Origin of the sequence: Janthinobacterium sp. J1-1, assembly GCF_030944405.1 — a bacterium.
Taxonomy (GTDB): Bacteria; Pseudomonadota; Gammaproteobacteria; order Burkholderiales; family Burkholderiaceae_D; genus Janthinobacterium.
The window spans coordinates 2,158,186-2,178,406 of the sequence record NZ_CP132339.1 but is presented as its reverse complement, the minus strand read 5'-3'; the positions used below and the strand labels follow the sequence as shown (position 1 = coordinate 2,178,406).

The following is a 20,221-nucleotide window of genomic DNA, read 5'->3' as shown; positions in this document are numbered from 1 at the left end:
GCCAGGCAGCATGCATATGCAAAAAATCGTTACCTTATGCCTGTTGCTGCTGTGCGCATCAACCACCGTTGCCGCTACACAGACAGTGCTGCCCGTCACGCTCGCCAAGGGCATTCCCATGGTGCAGCTGCGCCTGGACGGCAAGACGGTGCCCTTTGTGCTCGATACGGGTGCGGGCACCAGCCTGCATCTGACACCGGAGGTTGCACAATCGCTGACGGGACTGGCCTATACGGGGAAACAGCAGAAAAGCATCGACCTGGCCGGTAAAATCCAGTTATCGGATGAATTTCTCATCCCCGCACTGGATGTCAACGGCTTGCCATTCGCCGCCCTGCAAGGCGTCATCCTGACGCCGTGGGGCTTGTCGCTGGGAACGCAAAAGGGTTTGCCGGCCAATATGTCCGTGCTGGGATTGCGTTTTTTCGAGGGCAAGCAAGTGGTGTTCGACTTGCCCGCAGGAACGCTGCAAATCAGCGCAGGCGATGCTGGTCCGCCACCGGCCGGCTGGATGGCAGTCACCTATGAACGGATAGACGAAGGACTGCTGCTGCACCTTGCCGATGGCAAGAAAACCTATCGCCTGGTGCTCGACACGGCCGCCTCCATCTCCATTATCAGGAGCTCGGCTGCCGTAGCGTTTTCACAGGTTGCACAATGCGCTTTCGATCTGGGGCCCGACCTGCCCTGCCGCAGCATCACCTTGGCGCTGCCGGGTGGCAAAAGTGTCTCGCCCTTGCTGATGCCATTGCCAGATGAGTTCCAGGCCGATGGCATACTGGGCACGGACTTCTTCATGCAAATGCCCGTGTTATTCGACCTCCAGCATCAACTGTTGTACCTGCGGCCACCCGCTGGCTGACACAGATGCGTGCCAGCGACAGCACTGCCACCTTCTGGCGCGACCCCGTCTTGCCCCACATCGTAACCCGCCGCGCCTGCCACAGCCGCGCCTGCTACAAGGCCCACAGCCACCCGACGTTCTCCATCGGCGCCGTCGATGCGGGCGGCAGCGTATTTACGGGCAGTGGCGATGCGGCAGTCAGGCTGGCGCCGGGCAGCCTGGTGCTGGTGCCGGCCGGTTGCGTCCATGCCTGCAATCCCCTGCCCGACATGGCGTGGAGCTACCAGATGCTGCACCTCGATGCGCACTGGCTGCAACAGCATGCGCCGGCGCTCGATGGCGACACGGCGCGAGTATTGCATTGCCCTGATCTCTATGCGCAGTTCTGCGCGATGAATGCGCTGCTGTTTTCAGCAGCAGGCGCAGAAGAAAAAGATTTGGCGCTGCTGGCGTTTCTGGCCGCTTGCGCCGGCACCGCTGCCGATGCGCTGCCTTCGGCATATAAACCCGTACCGCGGCAGCTTGAACCCGTGCTTGCTGTGCTGCAGGCGCAGCCCCTGGCCAGCCTGCAGCAACTGGCGCAAGCTGCAGGACTGAGCCGTTATCAATTGATCCGCGCCTTTCGCGCCGCCACCGGCATGACGCCGCATGCATATCAGCTCAATGCCCATATCAACCGCGCGCGCAGCGGCCTGCAGTCAGGGACGGCCTTGGCACAACTGGCCCATGAGCTGGGCTTTGCCGACCAGAGCCATTTCCAGCGCGTGTTCAAGGCCCATGCGGGGATTACGCCGGGTCGCTACCGCAGTTAGATAGCCCGCGCAATTTTCTTCAATACACGCCGCCAGCTCATCCGCATACTCGCTTCCTCACTATTGACGGAGTCGCGTTGTCATGCAAGATTTTCTTTTGATCGCCGGCGCCCACTTTCTGGCGCTGCTGTCGCCCGGTCCCGATTTCTTTCTTGTTGCCCGCAGTTCGCTGGCGCATGGCTGGCGCGGCGCCAGCGGCGCCTGCATCGGCATTGCGCTGGCCAATGGCGTGTTTATCGTGGCGGCGTTTGGCGGCTTGTCGGTGCTGCGGGCCGGCAGCGTGGCCTTCATGGTGGTGCAGCTGGCGGGATGCGCCTATCTGTTCTATCTGGGCTGGCTGTTCCTGCGCCATGCGGGCAAGAGCAGCCTGGAAGCAAAGCCCGGCACCGGCAAGGCGCACTGGCGCGGCGGTTTGATGATGGGCTTTGTGTCGGCCATCCTGAATCCGAAGAACGCGCTGTTCTATGTCAGCCTGGCGGCCGTGCTGGCCAGCCGGCACACCAGCGCGGGGGCGATGGTGGCGTATGGCGCGTGGATGGTATTTGCCGTATTGGCGTGGGATATGGCGGTGGCGCTGGCGATCGGCAGCGCCACCCTGCGCCAGCGCTTTGCACGGGCCCTGCCGCTACTGGAGCGGCTGTCGGGCGTCATGCTGATTGCGTTGGCGACAGGGCTGCTGGTTCAGGCTGCCGGATCGAGGTAAAACACGGCATACACTTTCAACGGCGACGTCTCGGTGGCTTTTTCGGAACGTACCACCGAGCAGTCGTCGGCGGCCAGGCTGCGCCAGTTCTGGATGCCGGCCTTGGCGAACATGGCATGGGCCGGGGCGTTGGCGGCCAGGTCCAGCACCAGGCAGGCGTTGCGCGGGCCGGCGCCGTAGTTGACGGCGCGGATCTCGATGCCGAAGGTGGTCATCCACGGTTCCCACAGGCCTTTTTCCTTGCCGGCCGCAATGCGGTCCAGCATCTCGCCAAAGGTCAAACCTTTCTTGACGGTCTCGCGCAGGGCCTGCAGCGACGGCGCCAGGCGCGGGTCGGGTTGCTTGTTGCCGGCGCGGATTTCGGCGATCGCCTTCAGTTCCTTGATGATGGCCGCGTCGCGCTCGGTGTAGTCGCGCATGCGCGCATAGAATTCGGCGTCCAGAAAGGGATTGACGGTCAGCTTGGCAACGCCCTCTTCGCGGCGTTTCGGGGAAGGCGTGTTGGTTTTGGTCATGGCGATGAGGGCTAGGAAAACAGGGAGGGCCGCCAGTGTACCACCTTGCGGCCTCCGGGACTGCATCAAGAGCGGGGCGGCGCCGTCGATTCGCGCACCACCAGTTCCGGTTTCAGGCGCACGTCGACCACCGAGGAATCGGGCGCGTCGATGGTTTGCAGGATCAATCGCGCCGCTTCGGCGCCGATGCCGTGGTGGCGGATGCGGATGGTGGTCAGTGGCGGGCGGATCATGTCCATATACGGCATGTCGTTGTGGCCCACCACGGAAATATCTTCCGGGCAGTTCAGGCCCAGCTCGCGGATGGCGTCGTAGCAGCCGATCGCCACCAGGTCGCTGCCGGTGACGACGGCCGTGGTCTGCGGCGACTGGCGCAGCAGTTCCAGCAACGCCGCCTTGCCGCATTCGCGCGAATAGCCGCTGCTTTCAAACACGAACGCTTGCGAAGCGTCCAGTTCGCTGGCTTCGATGGCGGCCAGGAAACCCGTGCGGCGCACATGGCCGGTGGACAGGTTTTCCGGGCCGGCGATATGGGCGATATGGCGGTGGCCCAGCGCCAGCAGGTGGCCGACGGCCAGGCGCATGCCGACCACATCGTCGCTGACCACGCAGGAAGCCACGCCATTTTCGTCGCTGCGGTTGACGGTGACCACCGGCACGTTCTGGGCCATGCACATCTTGATGACGGGGTCGTCGCGCCGCGCGGTGGCCAGGATCAGGCCGTCGACCTGCTGGCCCAGCAGGCGATTGATGACGAACAATTGTTCTTCCTCGTCGGCGCCGACATTGGCAACGATGGCCAGGTAGCCGTGCTTGCGCAAGCCTTCCTCGATGCCCAGCAGAATCGGGGGAAACACGGCGTTGGTAATGTCGGGCAAGACCACGCCGATAATGCGCGACTTGCGCGTGACCAGGGTCGAGGCGGCGCGGTTCGGGCGGTAGCCGAGCCGGGCAGCTTCGGCCAGCACGCGCTTGGCGACTTCGGCGCTGACCTTTTGCCGCGTTTCCGGGTTCATCACGCGCGACACGGTGGAAAAGTGCACGCCGGTGGCCCGCGCAACGTCGCTTAGGGTGGGGTTCTTGTTTGTCATGGGTTTTCCGGATGCAATAGCGTGATTTTATCGCACAAACGGCGTGTGCCGTCAAAAACCGAGCAAACGCTTGCATTGACGCTTGCCCTTGGCTCAAAGCGCTTTTCATGGGATTGTCACAAATAGAGCCTTGACAGCGTGCAAACGCTTGCATAACATGGTCCGGACTTACCACTCGGGCTCTCGCGCCCCACCAAGAATTCTTATGTCTACTGCCCAAAGCAAGCACGCCGAGCAAACCGGCGAAGCCTTCAACCTGAAAGAAGCCGCCCTCGCCTATCACGCCGAGCCCCGCGCCGGCAAGATTTCCGTCACCCCCACCAAACCGCTGGGCGATGCCCGCGCCCTGACCCTGGCGTATTCGCCGGGCGTGGCGTTTGCGTGCGAAGCGATCGTGGAAGATCCGCGTTCGGCCGGCATCTACACCTCGCGCAGCAACCTGGTGGCCGTGATCACCAACGGCACCGCCGTGCTGGGCCTGGGCGATATCGGCCCGCTGGCCAGCAAGCCGGTGATGGAAGGCAAGGCCTGCCTGTTCAAGCAGTTCGCCGACGTCGACGTGTTCGACATCGAACTGGCCGAGAACGACCCGGACCTGTTCATCGACACCGTGGTGCGCATGGAACCGACCTTCGGCGGCATCAACCTGGAAGACATCAAGGCGCCGGACTGCTTCTATATCGAGCAACAATTGCGCAAGCGCATGAAGATTCCCGTCTTCCATGACGACCAGCATGGCACCGCCATCATCGTCGCGGCCGGCATCCTGAACGGCCTGGAACTGGTCGGCAAGGACATCGGCAATGTGAAAGTGGCCGTCTCGGGCGCCGGCGCGGCCTCGATCGCCTGCCTGGACCTGCTGGTCTCGCTGGGCCTGAACAAGTCCCTGCTGAAAGTATGCGACAGCCAGGGCGTGATCTACCCGGGCCGTGACGCCAGCATGGAAGAGAACAAGGCGCGCTACGCGAATGACACCAGCGACCGCGACCTGGCCGACGCCATGGTCGGCGCCGACATCTTTATCGGCGTGTCGAAAGGCGGCGTGGTCAGCGCGCAGATGGTCGAATCGATGGCCGCCAAGCCGCTGATCTTCGCCCTGGCCAATCCGCATCCGGAAATCGCGCCGGAAAAAGTGCACGCCGTGCGCGACGACGCCATCGTCGCCACCGGCCGCTCGGATTACCCGAACCAGATCAACAACGTGCTGTGCTTCCCGTACATCTTCCGTGGCGCGCTCGACGTGGGCGCCACCACCATCAATGAAGAGATGAAGCTGGCCTGCGTGCGCGCGATCGCCGCACTGGCCAAGGAGCCGCTGCCGGGCCACGAAACCAGCGCCCTGACGCCATTGCAGCTGATCCCGTCGCCATTCGACGAACGCCTGCGCAGCTGGGTCGCGCCAGCCGTGTCGCAAGCGGCGATCGACACGGGCGTAGCCACCCGCGCGCCGGCAAAATAAAGTCTCCGGGCTTGGCCGGCCGCAAGCCGGTCATGCCGGCAATGAGGCAAGTTACTATTGCTTACAAAAAAAGAACCATGGTGCAAACCATGGTTTTTTGCGTTCTCCCCTATGAAAACCATCAAGCCGTAGCGCTTTGACAAGCCTGGAACGCTCTTTCAACGCAGGGCTTTCGTCTACAATGGCGCCTGCCTCGATGTTGTTACAGTAACCATTTTTACCGGAATTTCCAGGGACCTGCAATGCTGCGTTTAACTTCTGTCTGCGTTTTTCTTTTTTCAGCCTTGTCCCTGTCGGTCGGCAGCGGCTACTCGCTCGGCGCCGTGGTGTTGTTACTGAGCAGCACCTGCCTGCTGTGGCAGCGTCCGCGCCTGGGGCTGCAGCGCCAGGACTGGCTGTTGATCGCGGCGCTGCTGGCGTATTGCCTGGTCTTTGTCGCCAGCATGCTGTACCACGGCGATCCGGGGCGCGAATTCGACATGCCGCTGCGCGCCCTGCTGGTGGTGCCGGTGCTGCTGCTGCTGCTGGCGTATCCGCCGCGGCCCGCAGCCTGGTGGAGCGGCGTGGCCGTCGGCGCCATCGCCGGCGCCGCGCTGGCGCTGTGGCAATTCACGATGCAGGACATGGAGCGCCCGCAGGGCTCGACCAGCAATGCCATCCATTACGGCAATGTCAGCATGCTGCTGGGCATGTTGTCGCTGGCCGGCCTGGAATGGGCCAGGGCGCGGCGCCGTGCCCTGGCCTGGAGCGCCTTGCTGCTGGCCGGTTGCCTGGCTGGCGTATTCGGCTCCATCCTCAGCGGCAGCCGCGGTGGCTGGGTGGCCTTGCCTGTTTGCGTGCTGATCATCTCCATCCAGAACGCCCGCGTCCATGGCTTGCGCTACCTGGCCATCACGCTGTCCACCATGGCCGTGTTGCTGACGGTGGGCTATTATCTGCCCCATTCGCCGATCGAGGAGCGCGCCTCCATTGCCATGACGCAAGTGGAAAAATTCAACGATGCCAGCAATGCCGGCACGTCGATCGGACAACGCTTCGTGATGTGGCGCACGGCGTGGCACTTGTCATCCGAAAACCCGGTGCTGGGCATGGGACGCAACGGTTACATGGCAGAAAAACAGGCGATGGTCGCCCAAGGCAAGCTCAACGCAGCCTCCCTGAGCATCACCAATGCGCACAATGACTATCTCGACGTGCTGGTCAAGCGCGGCACGCTGGGCCTGCTGGCCCTGTTCGGCCTGCTCCTGTTACCCTTCTGCCTGTTTGCGCGCGCCCTGCGCCACGGCGCGGCCAGCGGCCACCCGTTTGCGCTGGGCGGCGTGGTGCTGTGCACCTGCTACAGCATCTTCGGCCTGACCACCAGTTCGCTCACCTTGAATATCGGCATCATCATGCTGGTGTTCCCGATGGCCATGCTGTGGGCGCTGCTGCGCCATGCCCAGCGCGGCACATGATTAATAGAGCTCATCGGTGATCCCCCATTGAGTGTGTGCACTGAGTCGTGGTATTGTCCCATCGACAAATAATGAAACCGCCAGTCACCGCCATCGCAGGACGCCGGCGGCCTGGCTTGCCCGACTCACTCCACCACACCGCATTGCACCATGACCCCTCTGATCCCCGCCGCACTGCTCGCCCAGTCGGACAAGATCCTCTTTGTCGCCCATTTGGCGCTGGGAGACTACACCTATATGCAAAACGGCTTTCGCGCCTTTGCCGCCGCCTATCCGCACCTGAAGATCCACCTGTGGATCGATGAAGTGCGGCGCACCGACGACGCGGCGCAATGGGAAAGCCTGCGCACCTATTCGCTGTATGACTGGGTCGAGCAATCGGGGCTGTTCGCCAAGGTGTACCGCAAGACCTACAGCCCGGCCCTGTACCAGGAAAGCGTGCGCGAGGCGCAGGCCGAGCATTATCCGGTGGTGGTGTCGCTGGCGCATATCCGCCCGCAGCGCTATGCCCACCTGGCGCGCGCCATCAGCCCGGACGGCCTGGTGATCGGCATGCGCAAGCGCGTGACCATCCTGCGCCCGATGCACTATTTTGCCTACCGCAAGCTCGACGCCCTGCTGACGCCGTATGCGGGCCAGGATGCGGGCGAACACCATATCAGTGCCGTCTATGCCGACTGGTTCCGCCAGCTGACGGCACTGGAGATTCCCGTCGCCGAACGCTACCCCTATGTGCACCTGCCCGAAGAGGCACTGCAGCAGGCCCGGCAGCAACTGGCCAACTGGGGCTTTGACCAGCGCCAGGGGCCGCTGGTGCTGCTCAATCCGTTTGCCAAGTCGCACAAGCGCGGCTGGCCCCTGGAGCGCATCAGCGCGCTGATCCAGCGCATGCAGCAGCAGCCCAAATGGGCCGGCGCCTGCTTCCTGATCAACGCCATGCCGCACGACCTGGCCAAGGTGAACGCCGCCGTGGCGGCAGCCGGTCTGGCGCGCACGCAGGCCTTCAGCGCGGTCGACAACTTCTTCCAGCTGCCGGCCATGCTGGCGCAGTGCGACCTGATCATTTCAGTGGAAACGTCGATCATGCACCTGGCCAATGCCGTGCACGTGCCGGTGGTGGCGCTGATGCGCAAGAAGAACCCGGAATGGGCGCCGTTCGACAGCGCCAACAGCACCGTGCTGACGGTGGCCAGGCGCAACGACTGGGTCGATGCGATTACGGTCGAACAGGTGCTGCAAGCCATCAAATAATACGTGGGGGCTAGTCGGTCCCCAGCATGCTGATGCGCACCAGGTCGGCCACATTGTCGACCCCCAGCTTGTCCATCACGCGCGCCTTGTGCACTTCCACGGTGCGCACGGAAATGCCCAGCACGGGCGCGATGTCGCGGTTGTGGCGGCCCGTCACCACCAGCTGCATCACTTCCCTTTCACGCGGCGTCAGGCTGCGCAGCAAGTCCAGCCCTTCCTGCTGGCGCCGCAACTGGCCGCGCGTGGCCGCCTCGCGCGAAAACGCTTCGGCGATGGCCGCCAGCAGCTTGTCGTGGTCGAACGGTTTTTCCAGGAAGTCGCTGGCCTGGGCCTTGAAGGCCTGGCGCGCCAGGGTCACGTCGCCATGGCCGGTGACGATAATCACGGGAAGCAGGCAACCGAGTTCCAGCAGCCGGCGCTGCAGCGACAGGCCATCCATGCCTGACATGCGGATATCGATCAGCACGCAGCCGGCCCACTCGCGCTGCCAGCCCAGCAAGAAATCCTCGGCGCAGGAAAACAGGGCGGTGCGGTAGCCGCGCACGCCCAGCAGCAAGCCGAGCGCATCGCGCACGGCGGGGTCGTCATCAACGATAAATACGGTCAAATCACTGCTCATGCGGGCTCTCCGGGCGATGCCGCGGTGGCACGCGCCAGCGGCAGGATAAAGCGAAAAATGCCGTGGCTGCCGACTTCGGCCCACAACTGGCCGCCATGCGCCTCGACGATGCTGCGGCTGAGCACCAGCCCCAGTCCCAGGCCGCTGGCCTTGCTCGATACAAACGGCTCGAACAAGCGCGCCGCCAGGCTGCTGGAAATGCCGGGGCCGCTGTCTTCCACCGACAGGCGCAGCCGGCCGCCGTCGAGCCGCTCGGCACTGAGGGTGATGCGGCGCCGGCTGCGCGGCTGGCCCAGCACTGCGTCCTGGGCGTTGGCCAGCAGGTTGCGCAGCACCAGCTCCAGCTGCAGCCGGTCGGCGTTGATGGCCAGCGGCTGCGGTGGCGCCAGCACCAGCTCGATGCCGTGCTCATGGAACTGCGGCGTGAACTGGCGCGCGATGCCGGCGATCAGGGCGCTCGCCTCGACCACTTCGAGCTGCATCGCGCCGGTGCGGAAGAAATCGCGCAGGCGGCGCACCACCTCGGCCGCCCGCCCCGATTCGACGATCATGTGGCCGATGGCGTTTTGCAACAACGGTCCGCTCTCGCCCCGCTCCAGCAGGTATTCGCAGGCCTTGCCGTAGGTCGACAGGGCCGTCAGCGGCTGGTTCAGCTCATGCGCGAGGGCGGCCGCCATTTCGCCGGCGGCGGCCAGGCGCATGGTGTGCTTGAGTTCATGCGAAACCTGGCGCACCTCGTCGACCACGATGCCGATGAAAAAGCCCACCAGCGCCAGCATGGCGTCGAGCAGCTGCAACTCGTAAAACTGGATATGCACCGCATGCGACCATTTCACCAGGGTAATGATGCACAGCTGCAGGGCGAATACGGCCAGCACGGCGCCATACAGGCCCTGGCGCGAAGCGGCCCAGATCACCGGCAGAAACAGGAAATAGAAATGCTTGTATTCGCAGCGCAAAATGGAGCCGAACACGCTCCACAGCACGAAGCCGCCCAGCGCCAGGTAGGCCAGGGTTTCCCAGCGCCAGATGGCATTGCGCAGGCGTTCACGGCCGCGCTCGCTGACCAGCACCCAGATCAGCGGCATCGACACCAGCATGCCCACCGTGTCGCCGACGCCGAAGCGCAGCAGCGCGGTGGCCCACTCGCCGGACGGGATACGCCCCGTCAGCGACAGCAGCGACATGTAACCGACGGCATTGAACAAGGTGCCGGCCATCACGATGCCGGCCCAGGCCAGCAAACGGCGCCGGTTGTCGAACATATTGCTGCTGCTGAAACGGCGGCGCAGGGCTTCGCCGATCATGCCGTAGCCCAGTACCAGCCAGGCCGAACAGAGCAAGGTCAATGGCAGGCCGGCCGGCAGGCCGCGCACCAGCACTTCGGCGCTGAGCAGGGCGACGAACCAGGGCAATGCGGCCTTGCGGCCATGGATCAGCCAGAATACCAGGCCCAGCGCGGGATCGGGATTCCAGGGCGTGATGTTCAGGCCATACATCGGATCGATGTAAGTGGCCCAGTCAAACAGCAGGTACAGGCCGACAAAGGCGGGGTACTGCAGATGGCGGGACAGGGATGGGCGCATAACGGTGTTTTTTTAACGTTCCGCATTATGCATCGCGGCTGCGCGCAGCGCCATCACATGTTGCATTTCAAGCACAGATAATAATACTTATGCAATCCGTGGCGCAGGCATGCGCGCCAGCGGCAAGCGCACTTCCACCAGCAGCCCTTGGCCACCATCGGCCTGGTGCAGCGCAATGCCGCCGCCATGCTGCGCCACCACCGCGGCGACGATGGACAGGCCCAGGCCGCTACCGGGCTGGTCTTGTTGGGGCGCGCGGAAAAAACGGTCGAACACGCGCGCATGCAGGGCGGCCGGAATGCCGGGCCCCTGGTCGGCCACGTGCAGTACGGCGTGATCGCCCTGCGCATGCAGCGCCACCGTCACGCTGCCGCCGCGCGGACTGTACTTGACGGCGTTTTCCACCAGGTTGTCGATCAGCGACACCAGGCTCTCCCGCTGGCCCGGTACGCAGAGGGGCACGGCGGCCTGCAATTCCAGCTCGATGCCGCCTGCCTGCGCCAGGCAGGACAGGGCCGCCAGCCGGTCCTGCAGCAACACGTCGAGCGCCTGCGGCGCGGCCTGCTCACCGGCTTCGGCCTGCACCTCGCTGCGCGTGAGCTGCAGCAACTGCCCCACCAGCCGCGCCGCGCGGTTATTGCTGTTCAAGATACCGTCGAGCAATTCCTGCTGGCGCGGATCGCGTGCCTGGCCCTGCAAGGCCTCCACATTGATGCGCATCGCCGCCAGCGGCGTGCGCAGCTCGTGCGTGGCGTCGGCGATGAAACTGCGTTCGCGCGCGGCGCTGGCGTCGACCCGCTGCAGCAAGGCATTGATGCTGTCGACCAGCGCCGCCAGCTCGCCATGCGGCGGCTTGAAGGCCAGCGGACGCAGGTCGCGCGGGCCGCGGGCCGACACTTCCTGCGCCACCTTGCGCCAAGGCCGCAGGGCCAGGCGGATCGACAGCCAGGCCGGCAGCAGCAGGAATGGCAGGCTGATCAGCAAGGGCAGCAGATAATAGCCGCGTGAATTGATGGTGATGAAAAACTGCCACGGTCCGCCCGCTTCCAGTATGGTCACCCGCGTGGCGCCCTCGGCCAGCGTGCGCGTGTGCCAGGGCTGGCCCTTGATCCGCACCACTTCGGTCTCGACCGGGCCGGCGCTGCGGATGCCGTCCGGCGCGCCGGGCGAGCGGTAGATCAGCTGGCCATCGCGCCACACCAGCGTCAGCGGCGCCAGTTCCGGCAGTTCGCCATCGACGAATTCTTCGCGCAGCGCCTCATCGATCGCGAGCAGGCTGTCGTGCTGGCGCTGCGGCTGGTCGGCCAGGTTGTCGGCCACGCTGATCACGGCGCGCAGCGCGCCACGGCTGATGCTGCTGTCTTCATCGGAGCCTTCGACCAGCACAAAAGCCACCGCCATGCTCCACAGCACGGTCAGCATCAGCATCTGCGCCATCAGCAGGCGGCGCACCAGCGTCGGCCGGCGCAACATGGCCCAGCCGCGCAGCAGCAGGCCCCTCATGCCGTGTCGCCCTGCTGGTCGATCACATAGCCGACCCCGCGCACGGTGCGGATATAGCCCTCGCCTATCTTGCGGCGCAAGTTCCCCATATGCACGTCGAGCGTATTGCTGGCATTGGCCAGGCCACCCGGCAAGATATGTTCTTCCAGCACGCGGCGTGTGATGACGCGGTTGGCGCGCATCAGCAGGGTTTTCAGCAAGGCATATTCGCTGGCCGTCAGTTCCACCGCACGCCCGTGCACGCTGACCCGGCGCGTCGGCACCTGCAGCAGCAGGCCGCGCAGCTCGATGGTATCGCCGTCAAAACCGTAGCTGCGGCGCGCCAGCGCGCGCACGCGCGACAGCAGTTCGGCCAGCACGAACGGTTTCACCAGGTAATCGTCGGCGCCGCCATCGAGGCCGCGCAGGCGCTGCTCCAGGGTATCGCGGGCGCTGAGGATCAGCACCGGCAAGCGCGCCGCACGCAGCCGCGCCAGCAAGTCCAGGCCGTCGCCATCGGGCAGGCCCAGGTCGAGCAGCACCAGCTCGCAGCTGTCGTGTTCGATGCTGCGCGCCGCGTCGTCCAGGGTGCGCACCCACACCACCTGCATGCCCTGGTCGCGCAAGGCAATCCGCACGCCGTTGCCCAGGTCCATGTCGTCTTCGATCAACAATATTTTCATGAACGGTATTAAACCATCGCAAGCTGAAGAACAGGTAAAGAACGGTTCTTCATGCAATCTTCATGCATTCCTCAGGCAAGGTTCAGCTTTACTTCAAGGCAACTTTTCATAATGCGCACTGTCAATCGAGCCATACGGGACTCGGTTCTCCATCTGAAGGAAACCACCATGCAATCATCCACCCTGCTGACCCTGGCCGGCCTGCTGTGCCTGCACCTGTCCGCGCTGGCGGCCGGCGACAGTGCCGGCGACACCAGCGGCAACGTCCTGACCGTCGGCGCCGGCGTGGCCGCCGGCAGCCCCTATGCGGGCGACGACCGGACCAAGGCGATGCCCCTCATCGTGCTCGACTACACCATGGCCAACGGCTTTTTTGCCAGCACCATGCGCGGCCTCGGCTATGGTGGCCAGGTCGGCGCCTTCAGCTACAGCGCCGCGCTCGGTTACCGCGGCGAACGGGCCGACCACCAGCGCAAGGGCTTGCGCGGCCTGGCCGGCAGCGACTACCTGAAAGGCATGGGCAAGGTCGAAGGCAATGCCAGCGCCCTGCTGAGCCTGGGCTACTCGCCGCTGCCCGGCGTGCAGCTGAGCGTGGCTGGCGATATTCCGCTCAACCACCGCGAGAACGGCGCCACGGTGCAGCTGGGCGCCAGCGGCCAGGTGTACAGCCGCAAGGACGGCCGTGGCGTGCCGCAAGACACGGTCAGCCTGGGCCTGCAAACGAGCTGGGGCGAAAAGAAATATCTGCAGACCATGTATGGCGTGACGGCGGCGCAGGCGGCCAGGACGGCATTTCGCCAGTACACGCCGAAGGGCGGTTTTCATGAAGCGCAGGCCAGCGTCAGCTGGGAACACCGCATCGATGCAAGCTGGGGCGTCAACACCGTGCTGGGCGTGGAACGGCGCCTCGGCGACGCAGCGAAGAGTCCCATCGTGCAGCGCAAGACTGCGCCGATGGGCGCCGTGTATGTCACTTACCGGTATTAAAAATCCCCTGTCATAAGGGAAGCCCGTACGCCATTTCGCCAATTTACAGGGGCAAAGACGCTGGCTAAGATGGGGCCGTTTTCCTGACAACGGCACCCATCCATGCAAGCTGCACACCCTGTTCCGCCACGCCATGCGCATGCCACCGAGCATGCGGCAAGTGCGGCCGGCAGCGGCCAGGCAACGCTGCAATTGCTGCTGCCGGTCAAGCGCGTCGGCGACATCGTCTACGGCGCGCGCTACGCCAGGCGCTTGCGCGAGTGGGGCATCCATGTCCATGTCAGCCTGCTGCATGTGACGCCACCGCTGGCGCAACATGCCGACGGCACCGCCATCCATGGCCAGGACGACAATGACGCCGCCGCGCAACTGATGCGTGAAGCCGGCCTGTACCTGAGCCGCTCGCATCTTTCCTTCAGCACCCATATTTTCTCGGGCGAACGCCTGTTCACCATCCTCGATACCGCCGAGCTGCTCGGCTGCCATGAAATCGTTTTGCCGGTTCTGAAAAACAGCTCCTGGCAGCGCCACTTTGCCGACACCCTGGCGCACAGGCTGGCGCGCGCCACGCGCAGCGCCACGGTACTGCTGGCCGACGCCGACGGCTTCGGCGGCCCGCCCGCGGCCTGACGTTCCCGCCTTCCCCTCGTTTTCTTACCCAAGGACTGTCCATGACACAAGCCATTACCCTGCATGCCGGCCTGACCAATATGCCGCCCGGCTTCGCGCGCCTGCGCGAACTGCTCAAGCTGCAATTGCGGGCCCGTTTGCAACAGCGCGAGACACGCATCTGGCTGCAGCTGCTCAACTCCCATCCCGTGTTCCAGGACTTGCTGCGGGCCTATCCACGCATGATGCACAAGGTCTACCGTCATTACCTGAGCAAAACCCTGTCCTGCAGCCAGCGCGTGGCCTTGCTGGTCGATCACTACCGCTTTATCCTGCAACAAGGCTGGGGCAAGCTGATGGTGGACGCGGCGCACGACGCCGTGCTGCTGGGATCGATGCCAGGCAAGTCCGGCGAGCTGTACCACCTGCAGTTGACGTCGCTGTCGTGCATGGACCGCGAAGGCGAAATGGTGCTGCAACTGATGCACGGCGGCGAGATGCTGTATGCGGTGGTGTTTACCTTTTTCGGCTGCCGCACGCGCGCACCGATGGAGCTGGGCGTGCGCATCGGCTGTCTCCAGGGACCCAGGGGCGAGGAAAGCTTGCGCCGCGTGCGCGAAGCAACGCGCGACCTGCACGGCATGCGTCCCAAGTTCCTGATGATGCGCCTGGCGCGCCAGCTGGCCTGGGAACATGGCTGCCGCACCATGATTTTGGTCGGCAATGACAATCGCACGGTGCACCATTCGGCGAAAAAACATGGCCGCCTGATGGCCGACTACGACAGTGTCTGGCAAGAACTGGGCGCCCAGGCGCGACGCGATGGCGATTTTGAACTGCCGTGTGAAAACATGCCGCCGCTGATGCTCGATGAGATCGCCTCGAAAAAACGCTCGGAAGCACGCAAACGCCATGAACTGACCCTGGCCATGATCGCGACTTTGCGTAGCGGCCTCGACAACCATAGTGTCGCGGTTTCCCTGTGCGGCATCGCCCCTGCCGCCAACGATTCCCAGCATCAAATCGCGCCCGCCGCCGCCGTTGCCTGACCCTTGACCCCTGCCCCAGCAAGCCCGGCGCCCCGCCCCCGCGCCCAGCCACGCCTCCCCAGCCTCTACCACCGTTTTTCCCACAGCACGCAGACAAAAAGCATGCTCCCCGCATTCCTGTTACGCTAGCACGATCGGTTGGCACGCCAGGTGCGCCGTTTCCCCTAACGCTTACAAGGAGGCAAGTCATGCGCGTCGATATCTACCGTCGAGCCGAACACGATGGCATTTTTTCCTATCTCGCCGTGCCAGAAGGAAAGATCATTCCCGAAGAAGTCACGAGCACCGACTGGCAACTGGAAACCCAGGCCAGCGAAGTGGCCGACGATGCCCAGGCCTTGCCCGACTACCATATCGAACATCCGCTGCAGCAGATCGCGGCAAAAGGCTATGCGATCACCAGCCTCAAGGATATGTAAGGTTTCACTGTAAAAAAAGCCGGACCTTCAGGGTCCGGCTTTTTTTTCTTCCAAGGCTAGACGCCTCAGTATTCCACTTCCACTTCCTGCGCGCCCAGCTGCTGCACCAGCGCCGTCTGCAACTCATCCGATGGCGCGACCTTCCACTCATCGCCAAACTGCAACACGCAACTGACGCCTTGCGGGCTGACCTTGGCTGCGATCGGCAAGCCATCCTGGGCGCGGTACGGCATCAAGACGTCGCTGATGCGCTTCATGTCGAGCGTGGTCGGCAGGGTCAAGCCCAGCTGGCGGCCATACTGCACACGCGCCGAGATAATATCGAAAGCGCTCTCGGCCATGATGCGCAAGCCACCCGAAAAACGGTCTTCCGACACCTTGCCCACCACCGCCAGGAATTCGTCTTCCTTGAAGATCTTCTTGTTCTGCTCGAACAATTCGCTGTACACCGTCACTTCCACCGTGCCGCTCTTGTCGTCCAGGGTGACGATGACGATCTTGCCGCGCTGCGTCATCTGCGTGCGCAGGCCGGTGATCACGCCGGCCATCATGCGCGGCTCGCGCGACGGCGACAGATCCGACAGCTTGGTGCGGGCAAAGCGGCGCGCTTCGGGCGCATACGAATCGAACAGGTGACCGGACAGATAAAAGCCCAGGGCAATCTTTTCCTCCGTCAGGCGCTGCTTGTCGGTCCACGGCTGCGCCTTGACGTACTCGGGCGGCGCCACCATGTCGCTGTCGTCGCCGCCGAACAGACTGACCTGGTTGGCCGCCTTGGCGGCCTGGTCGGCGCATTCCATGGCGAACGCGACCGAGGCCAGCAAGATCGCGCGGTCGACCTTCAGGCAGTCGAAGGCGCCGCTGCGGATCAGGGATTCGATGGTGCGGCGGTTGATCTGCTTCTTGTCGACCCGCTTGCAGAAATCGAACAGGCTGACAAACGGCCCGCCCGCCGTGCGCGCGGCAATGATGGCCTCGATCGCGTTCTGTCCCGAGCCCTTGACGGCGCCAAGGCCGTAGCGGATCTGCGTGACTTTCTTGCCACTCACCGAAGGCGCTTCGCCGCTCGGCGTGAAGCGGTAATCGGATTCGTTGATGTCCGGCGGCAACAAGGTCAGCTTGCAGATGTCCAGCGAGTCTTCCACCAGGATCTTGATCTTGTCGGTATCGTCCATCGCCAGCGACAAGTTGGCGGCCATGAAGGCGGCCGTGTGGTGCTGCTTCAGGTAGGCCGTGTGGTAGGACAGCAGGGCGTAGGCGGCGGCGTGCGATTTATTGAAACCGTAGCCGGCGAACTTTTCCATCAAGTCGAAGATCTCGTCGGCTTTTTCAGCCGTCAGGCCGTCTTTCGCCGCACCGGCGCGGAAGATCTCGCGGTGCTCGGCCATCTCTTCGGCCTTCTTTTTACCCATCGCGCGGCGCAGCATGTCGGCGCCGCCCAGCGAATAGCCGCCGACGATCTGTGCCATCTGCATCACCTGCTCCTGGTACACCATGATGCCGTAGGTTTCGGACAGAATCGATTCGGTGCGCGGATCGGGGTAGTCAAAGCGCTCGCCGTGCTTGCGCTTGCAAAAATCGGGAATCAGATCCATCGGGCCCGGACGGTACAAGGCCACCAGCGCGATAATGTCTTCGAAGCGGTCGGGACGCGCGTCTTTCAGCATGCCCTGCATGCCGCGCGACTCCAGCTGGAACACGGCCACGGTCTTGGCCTTGGTCAACAGGTCATACGAGGGCTTGTCGTTCAGCGGCAAGGTCGCCAGATCAAAATTGGCCTGGGCCGGGTCGAGCTGCTTGATATAGCGCACCGCGCGGTCCAGAATCGTCAGCGTGGTCAGCCCCAGAAAGTCGAATTTCACGAGACCGACGGCCTCCACATCGTCCTTGTCGTACTGGGAGACGACACCGGAATCGCCGCCCTGCGTGTACAGCGGGCAGAAATCGGTCAGCTTGCCCGGCGCGATCAAGACGCCCCCGGCGTGCATGCCGATATTGCGGGTAATGCCTTCGACCTGCTGCGCCAGGTCCAGCAGCTGCTTGACCTCTTCCTCGTTTTCCTGGCGCTCCTTGAGCAGCGGCTCTTCTTCGATGGCGTCGGCGATGCTGACCGGTTTGCCCGGCTTGAACGGAATCAGCTTGGAGATGCCATCGCAGAAGTTGTAGCCGAAGTCCATCACGCGGCCGACGTCGCGGATCGCACCCTTGGCCGCCATGGTACCGAAGGTGGCGATCTGCGAGACCGCCTCCTTGCCGTACAAGTCCTTGACGTGCTGGATGACGCGGTCGCGCCCTTCCTGGCAAAAGTCGATATCGAAGTCGGGCATCGAAACGCGTTCTGGATTCAGGAAGCGCTCGAACAGCAGGTTGTACTGCAAGGGGTCCAGATCGGTAATCAGCAGCGAATACGCGACCAGCGAGCCCGCGCCCGAACCCCGGCCCGGTCCCACCGGCACGCCGTTTTCCTTGGCCCACTGGATAAACTCGGCCACGATCAAAAAGTAGCCGGGGAACTTCATGTTGCAGATGGTATCGGTCTCGAATTTCAGCCGCGCCTCGTAGCGTGGCCGCTCTTTTTCGCGCCGCTCTTCATTCGGGTACAGCTGCAGCAGCCGTTTTTCCAGGCCGGCCTGCGATTCGGCAACCAGAAACTCGTCGATCGTCATGCCCGGCGGCGTGGGGAAATTCGGCAGTTGCGGCTTGCCCAGGGTCAGGGTCAGGTTGCAGCGCTTGGCGATCTCGACCGAGTTGGCCAGCGCGGCCGGCAGGTCGGCGAACAATTCCTGCATTTCGGCCTGCGACATGAAGCGCTGGCTGTCGTTGAAACGTTTCACGCGCTTGGCGTTGGCCAGCATCTCGCCTTCGGCGATACAGGTGCGCGCCTCGTGGGCGATGAATTCTTCGGGTGAAATGAATTGCACCGGATGGGTGGCCACCACCGGCAAGCCCAGCTTGGACGCCAGCGCCACCGCATGGCGCACCTGCGCCTCCTGGTTGGCCTGGCCACCGCGCTGGATTTCAATATAAAAATGGCCAGGGAAAATCTCGGCCCAGCGCTGGGCGTTGCGTTCAGCCAACGCCAGGTTGCCGTTTTCGATGGCGATGCCGACGTCGCCGAAATGCGCGCCGGACAGCGCGATCAGGCCATTGGCCGCGCTTTCGCCCGGGTACAGCTCATAGGTATTGCTGGCCAGCGCCTGCAGCCACTCGATGCGCACTTCGGCGCGGCCCTTGTACTGGTTCGTCAGCCAGGCAGTCGACAGCAGTTCGCACAGCTGCAGATAGCCCATGCGGTTCTTGGCCAGCAGCAGCAGGCGCGACGGTTTTTCACGGTTATCGTCGTTGGTAATCCACACATCGACGCCGATCACGGGCTTGATGCCCTTGCCGCGCGCGGCCTTGTAGAACTTCACCATGCCGAACAGGTTCGACAGGTCGGTCACGGCCAGCGCCGCCTGCTTGTCCCTGGCGGCGGCGCCCACCACGTCGTCGATACGCACCAGGCCGTCGACGATCGAGTACTCCGAGTGCACGCGCAAATGCACGAATCCCGGACCTTGCGTGGCGGAGCTGACCGTTGCCGGAACGCCGGCTTGCTGCATTACCATTTCCATCTTTGTGTACCCATCGTGCAAAATTCAATGGGGTCTATTCTACCGCGTCGCGGCCATCGGCCGGGTATCGTGGCTGGCCCGGCGGGCTTATAATATCGGCTGTCCAGTCCAATCCGATCGCCATCATGCATTCCGAGATACACGCCACCCCCGCCATTTCCACCGCCGCCAGCCCTGTGGCGGCCGCGCCCGCCGATTCTTTTGTCAATATTGCAGCGTATAAATTCATCACGCTGTACGATACGGAAGCCATGCGCCCGCTATACCAGGAGCAATGCCTGGCACTGGCGCTGAAGGGCACCATCCTGCTCACCCCCGAAGGCATCAATATGTTTTTGTCGGGCACGCGCGCGCATATCGACGCGTTTCTCGCCTGGGTGCGCAGCGACGAACGGCTGGCGGACCTGGAGTGGAAGGAAAGTTTATCCAATGAGCAATCGCACAAGCGCATGCTGGTGAAGCTGAAAAAAGAAATCATCACCATGCGCATGCCCTTGATCAAGCCGGAACTGGGCCGCGCGCCGTCGGTCGACGCGCACACGCTCAAGCGCTGGCTGGACGCCGGCGTCGACGACGCGGGCAAACCGGTGGTGATGATGGAAACGCGCAACGCGTTCGAAGTCGACGTGGGTACCTTCAACAACACGCTGGATTATCGCATCGACAAGTTTACGGAATTCCCGGCCGTCGCCGCCGCACACAAGGACGAACTCGAAGGCAAGACCGTGGTGACCTTCTGCACCGGCGGCATCCGCTGCGAAAAAGCCGCCATTCACATGAAGGAAATCGGCTACGACAGCGTGTACCAGCTCGACGGCGGCATCCTGAAGTATTTCGAGGAAGTGGGCGGCGCGCATTACACGGGCGACTGCTTCGTGTTCGACTACCGCACCGCCCTCAATCCGAAGCTGGAGCCGACCGAAACCGTGCAGTGCTTCGTGTGCCGCGCGGTGGTGACGCCGCGCCAGCAGCTGGCGCCCGAGTATGTGTACGAAGTGTCTTGCCCGCATTGCCACGGCAAAAAAACCGCCTGACTGTTCTTCT

At 63.6% G+C, this 20,221-nt stretch carries 17 protein-coding genes and 1 pseudogene; 11 read left to right on the top strand and 7 right to left on the bottom strand.

Annotation, left to right across the window (positions count from 1 at the left end):
• Window positions 1-10 precede the first annotated feature (10 nt).
• From Q8L25_RS09895 to Q8L25_RS09885, 3 genes are all read left to right on the top strand, one after another.
• Window positions 11-862 (top strand): retropepsin-like aspartic protease, encoded by an 852-nt coding sequence (locus Q8L25_RS09895; protein ID WP_308924656.1) that lies wholly within the window; start codon window positions 11-13, stop codon window positions 860-862.
• 5 nt (window positions 863-867) lie between these two features.
• A complete protein-coding gene (locus Q8L25_RS09890; protein ID WP_308924655.1) occupies window positions 868-1,656 on the top strand; it encodes an AraC family transcriptional regulator in 789 nt (262 codons plus the stop codon).
• A gap of 82 nt (window positions 1,657-1,738) precedes the next feature.
• The gene (locus tag Q8L25_RS09885; protein ID WP_308924654.1) at window positions 1,739-2,359 is read left to right on the top strand and encodes a LysE family translocator; all 621 of its coding nucleotides are present in this window, start codon (window positions 1,739-1,741) and stop codon (window positions 2,357-2,359) included.
• On the opposite strand, the gene Q8L25_RS09880 is transcribed toward Q8L25_RS09885, so the two are convergent.
• Window positions 2,338-2,874 carry a hypothetical protein gene (locus tag Q8L25_RS09880; RefSeq protein ID WP_308924653.1) on the bottom strand — a complete coding sequence of 179 codons (537 nt, stop codon included), beginning with the start codon at window positions 2,872-2,874 and terminating at the stop codon, window positions 2,338-2,340. The genes Q8L25_RS09885 and Q8L25_RS09880 overlap by 22 nt on opposite strands.
• Window positions 2,875-2,939: 65 nt before the next feature.
• Window positions 2,940-3,965, bottom strand: a complete 1,026-nt coding sequence (locus tag Q8L25_RS09875; RefSeq protein ID WP_308924652.1) for a LacI family DNA-binding transcriptional regulator — start codon at window positions 3,963-3,965, stop codon at window positions 2,940-2,942.
• Between the two features lie 205 nt (window positions 3,966-4,170).
• On the opposite strand from Q8L25_RS09875, the pseudogene Q8L25_RS09870 reads away from it, so the two are divergent.
• From Q8L25_RS09870 to Q8L25_RS09860, 3 genes and pseudogenes are all read left to right on the top strand, one after another.
• Window positions 4,171-5,409 (top strand): annotated as a pseudogene (locus Q8L25_RS09870) (malic enzyme-like NAD(P)-binding protein); the annotation flags it as partial.
• A 257-nt stretch (window positions 5,410-5,666) separates the two neighbouring features.
• Complete coding sequence (locus Q8L25_RS09865; protein WP_308924651.1) at window positions 5,667-6,878, top strand: O-antigen ligase family protein; 1,212 nt, start codon at window positions 5,667-5,669, stop codon at window positions 6,876-6,878.
• 150 nt (window positions 6,879-7,028) lie between these two features.
• Entirely contained in the window at window positions 7,029-8,129 is a 1,101-nt protein-coding gene (locus Q8L25_RS09860; RefSeq protein ID WP_308924650.1) for a glycosyltransferase family 9 protein, read from the top strand.
• Between the two features lie 10 nt (window positions 8,130-8,139).
• On the opposite strand, the gene Q8L25_RS09855 is transcribed toward Q8L25_RS09860, so the two are convergent.
• The 4 genes from Q8L25_RS09855 to Q8L25_RS09840 form a co-directional block, all read right to left on the bottom strand.
• Window positions 8,140-8,748, bottom strand: coding sequence for a response regulator (locus tag Q8L25_RS09855; protein ID WP_308924649.1), 609 nt, complete (start codon window positions 8,746-8,748; stop codon window positions 8,140-8,142).
• The gene (locus Q8L25_RS09850; protein ID WP_308924648.1) at window positions 8,745-10,334 is read right to left on the bottom strand and encodes an ATP-binding protein; all 1,590 of its coding nucleotides are present in this window, start codon (window positions 10,332-10,334) and stop codon (window positions 8,745-8,747) included. Before Q8L25_RS09850 ends, Q8L25_RS09855 begins: the two co-directional genes overlap by 4 nt.
• An 87-nt stretch (window positions 10,335-10,421) precedes the next feature.
• A complete protein-coding gene (locus Q8L25_RS09845; protein WP_308924647.1) occupies window positions 10,422-11,837 on the bottom strand; it encodes an ATP-binding protein in 1,416 nt (471 codons plus the stop codon).
• The gene (locus Q8L25_RS09840) at window positions 11,834-12,499 is read right to left on the bottom strand and encodes a response regulator (RefSeq protein ID WP_308924646.1); all 666 of its coding nucleotides are present in this window, start codon (window positions 12,497-12,499) and stop codon (window positions 11,834-11,836) included. The genes Q8L25_RS09845 and Q8L25_RS09840 overlap by 4 nt, the downstream gene beginning before the upstream one ends.
• Before the next feature lie 168 nt (window positions 12,500-12,667).
• Between Q8L25_RS09840 and Q8L25_RS09835 the strand changes: the two genes are divergently transcribed.
• The 4 genes from Q8L25_RS09835 to Q8L25_RS09820 all read left to right on the top strand — a co-directional run bounded on the left by Q8L25_RS09835 (window position 12,668) and on the right by Q8L25_RS09820 (window position 15,563).
• A complete protein-coding gene (locus tag Q8L25_RS09835) occupies window positions 12,668-13,486 on the top strand; it encodes a MipA/OmpV family protein (protein ID WP_308924645.1) in 819 nt (272 codons plus the stop codon).
• Between the two features lie 102 nt (window positions 13,487-13,588).
• Entirely contained in the window at window positions 13,589-14,116 is a 528-nt protein-coding gene (locus Q8L25_RS09830) for a universal stress protein (RefSeq protein WP_308924644.1), read from the top strand.
• Window positions 14,117-14,157: 41 nt separating this feature from the next.
• Window positions 14,158-15,144, top strand: a complete 987-nt coding sequence (locus Q8L25_RS09825) for a DUF535 family protein (protein ID WP_308924643.1) — start codon at window positions 14,158-14,160, stop codon at window positions 15,142-15,144.
• A gap of 188 nt (window positions 15,145-15,332) precedes the next feature.
• A complete protein-coding gene (locus Q8L25_RS09820; RefSeq protein ID WP_094441797.1) occupies window positions 15,333-15,563 on the top strand; it encodes a DUF6139 family protein in 231 nt (76 codons plus the stop codon).
• Window positions 15,564-15,628: 65 nt separating this feature from the next.
• On the opposite strand, the gene dnaE is transcribed toward Q8L25_RS09820, so the two are convergent.
• On the bottom strand, window positions 15,629-19,165 hold the full coding sequence (dnaE, locus tag Q8L25_RS09815) for a DNA polymerase III subunit alpha (protein WP_308924642.1): 3,537 nt from the start codon (window positions 19,163-19,165) through the stop codon (window positions 15,629-15,631).
• 137 nt (window positions 19,166-19,302) lie between these two features.
• On the opposite strand from dnaE, the gene Q8L25_RS09810 reads away from it, so the two are divergent.
• Window positions 19,303-20,211 (top strand): sulfurtransferase, encoded by a 909-nt coding sequence (locus Q8L25_RS09810; RefSeq protein WP_308924641.1) that lies wholly within the window; start codon window positions 19,303-19,305, stop codon window positions 20,209-20,211.
• Window positions 20,212-20,221: the final 10 nt, after the last annotated feature.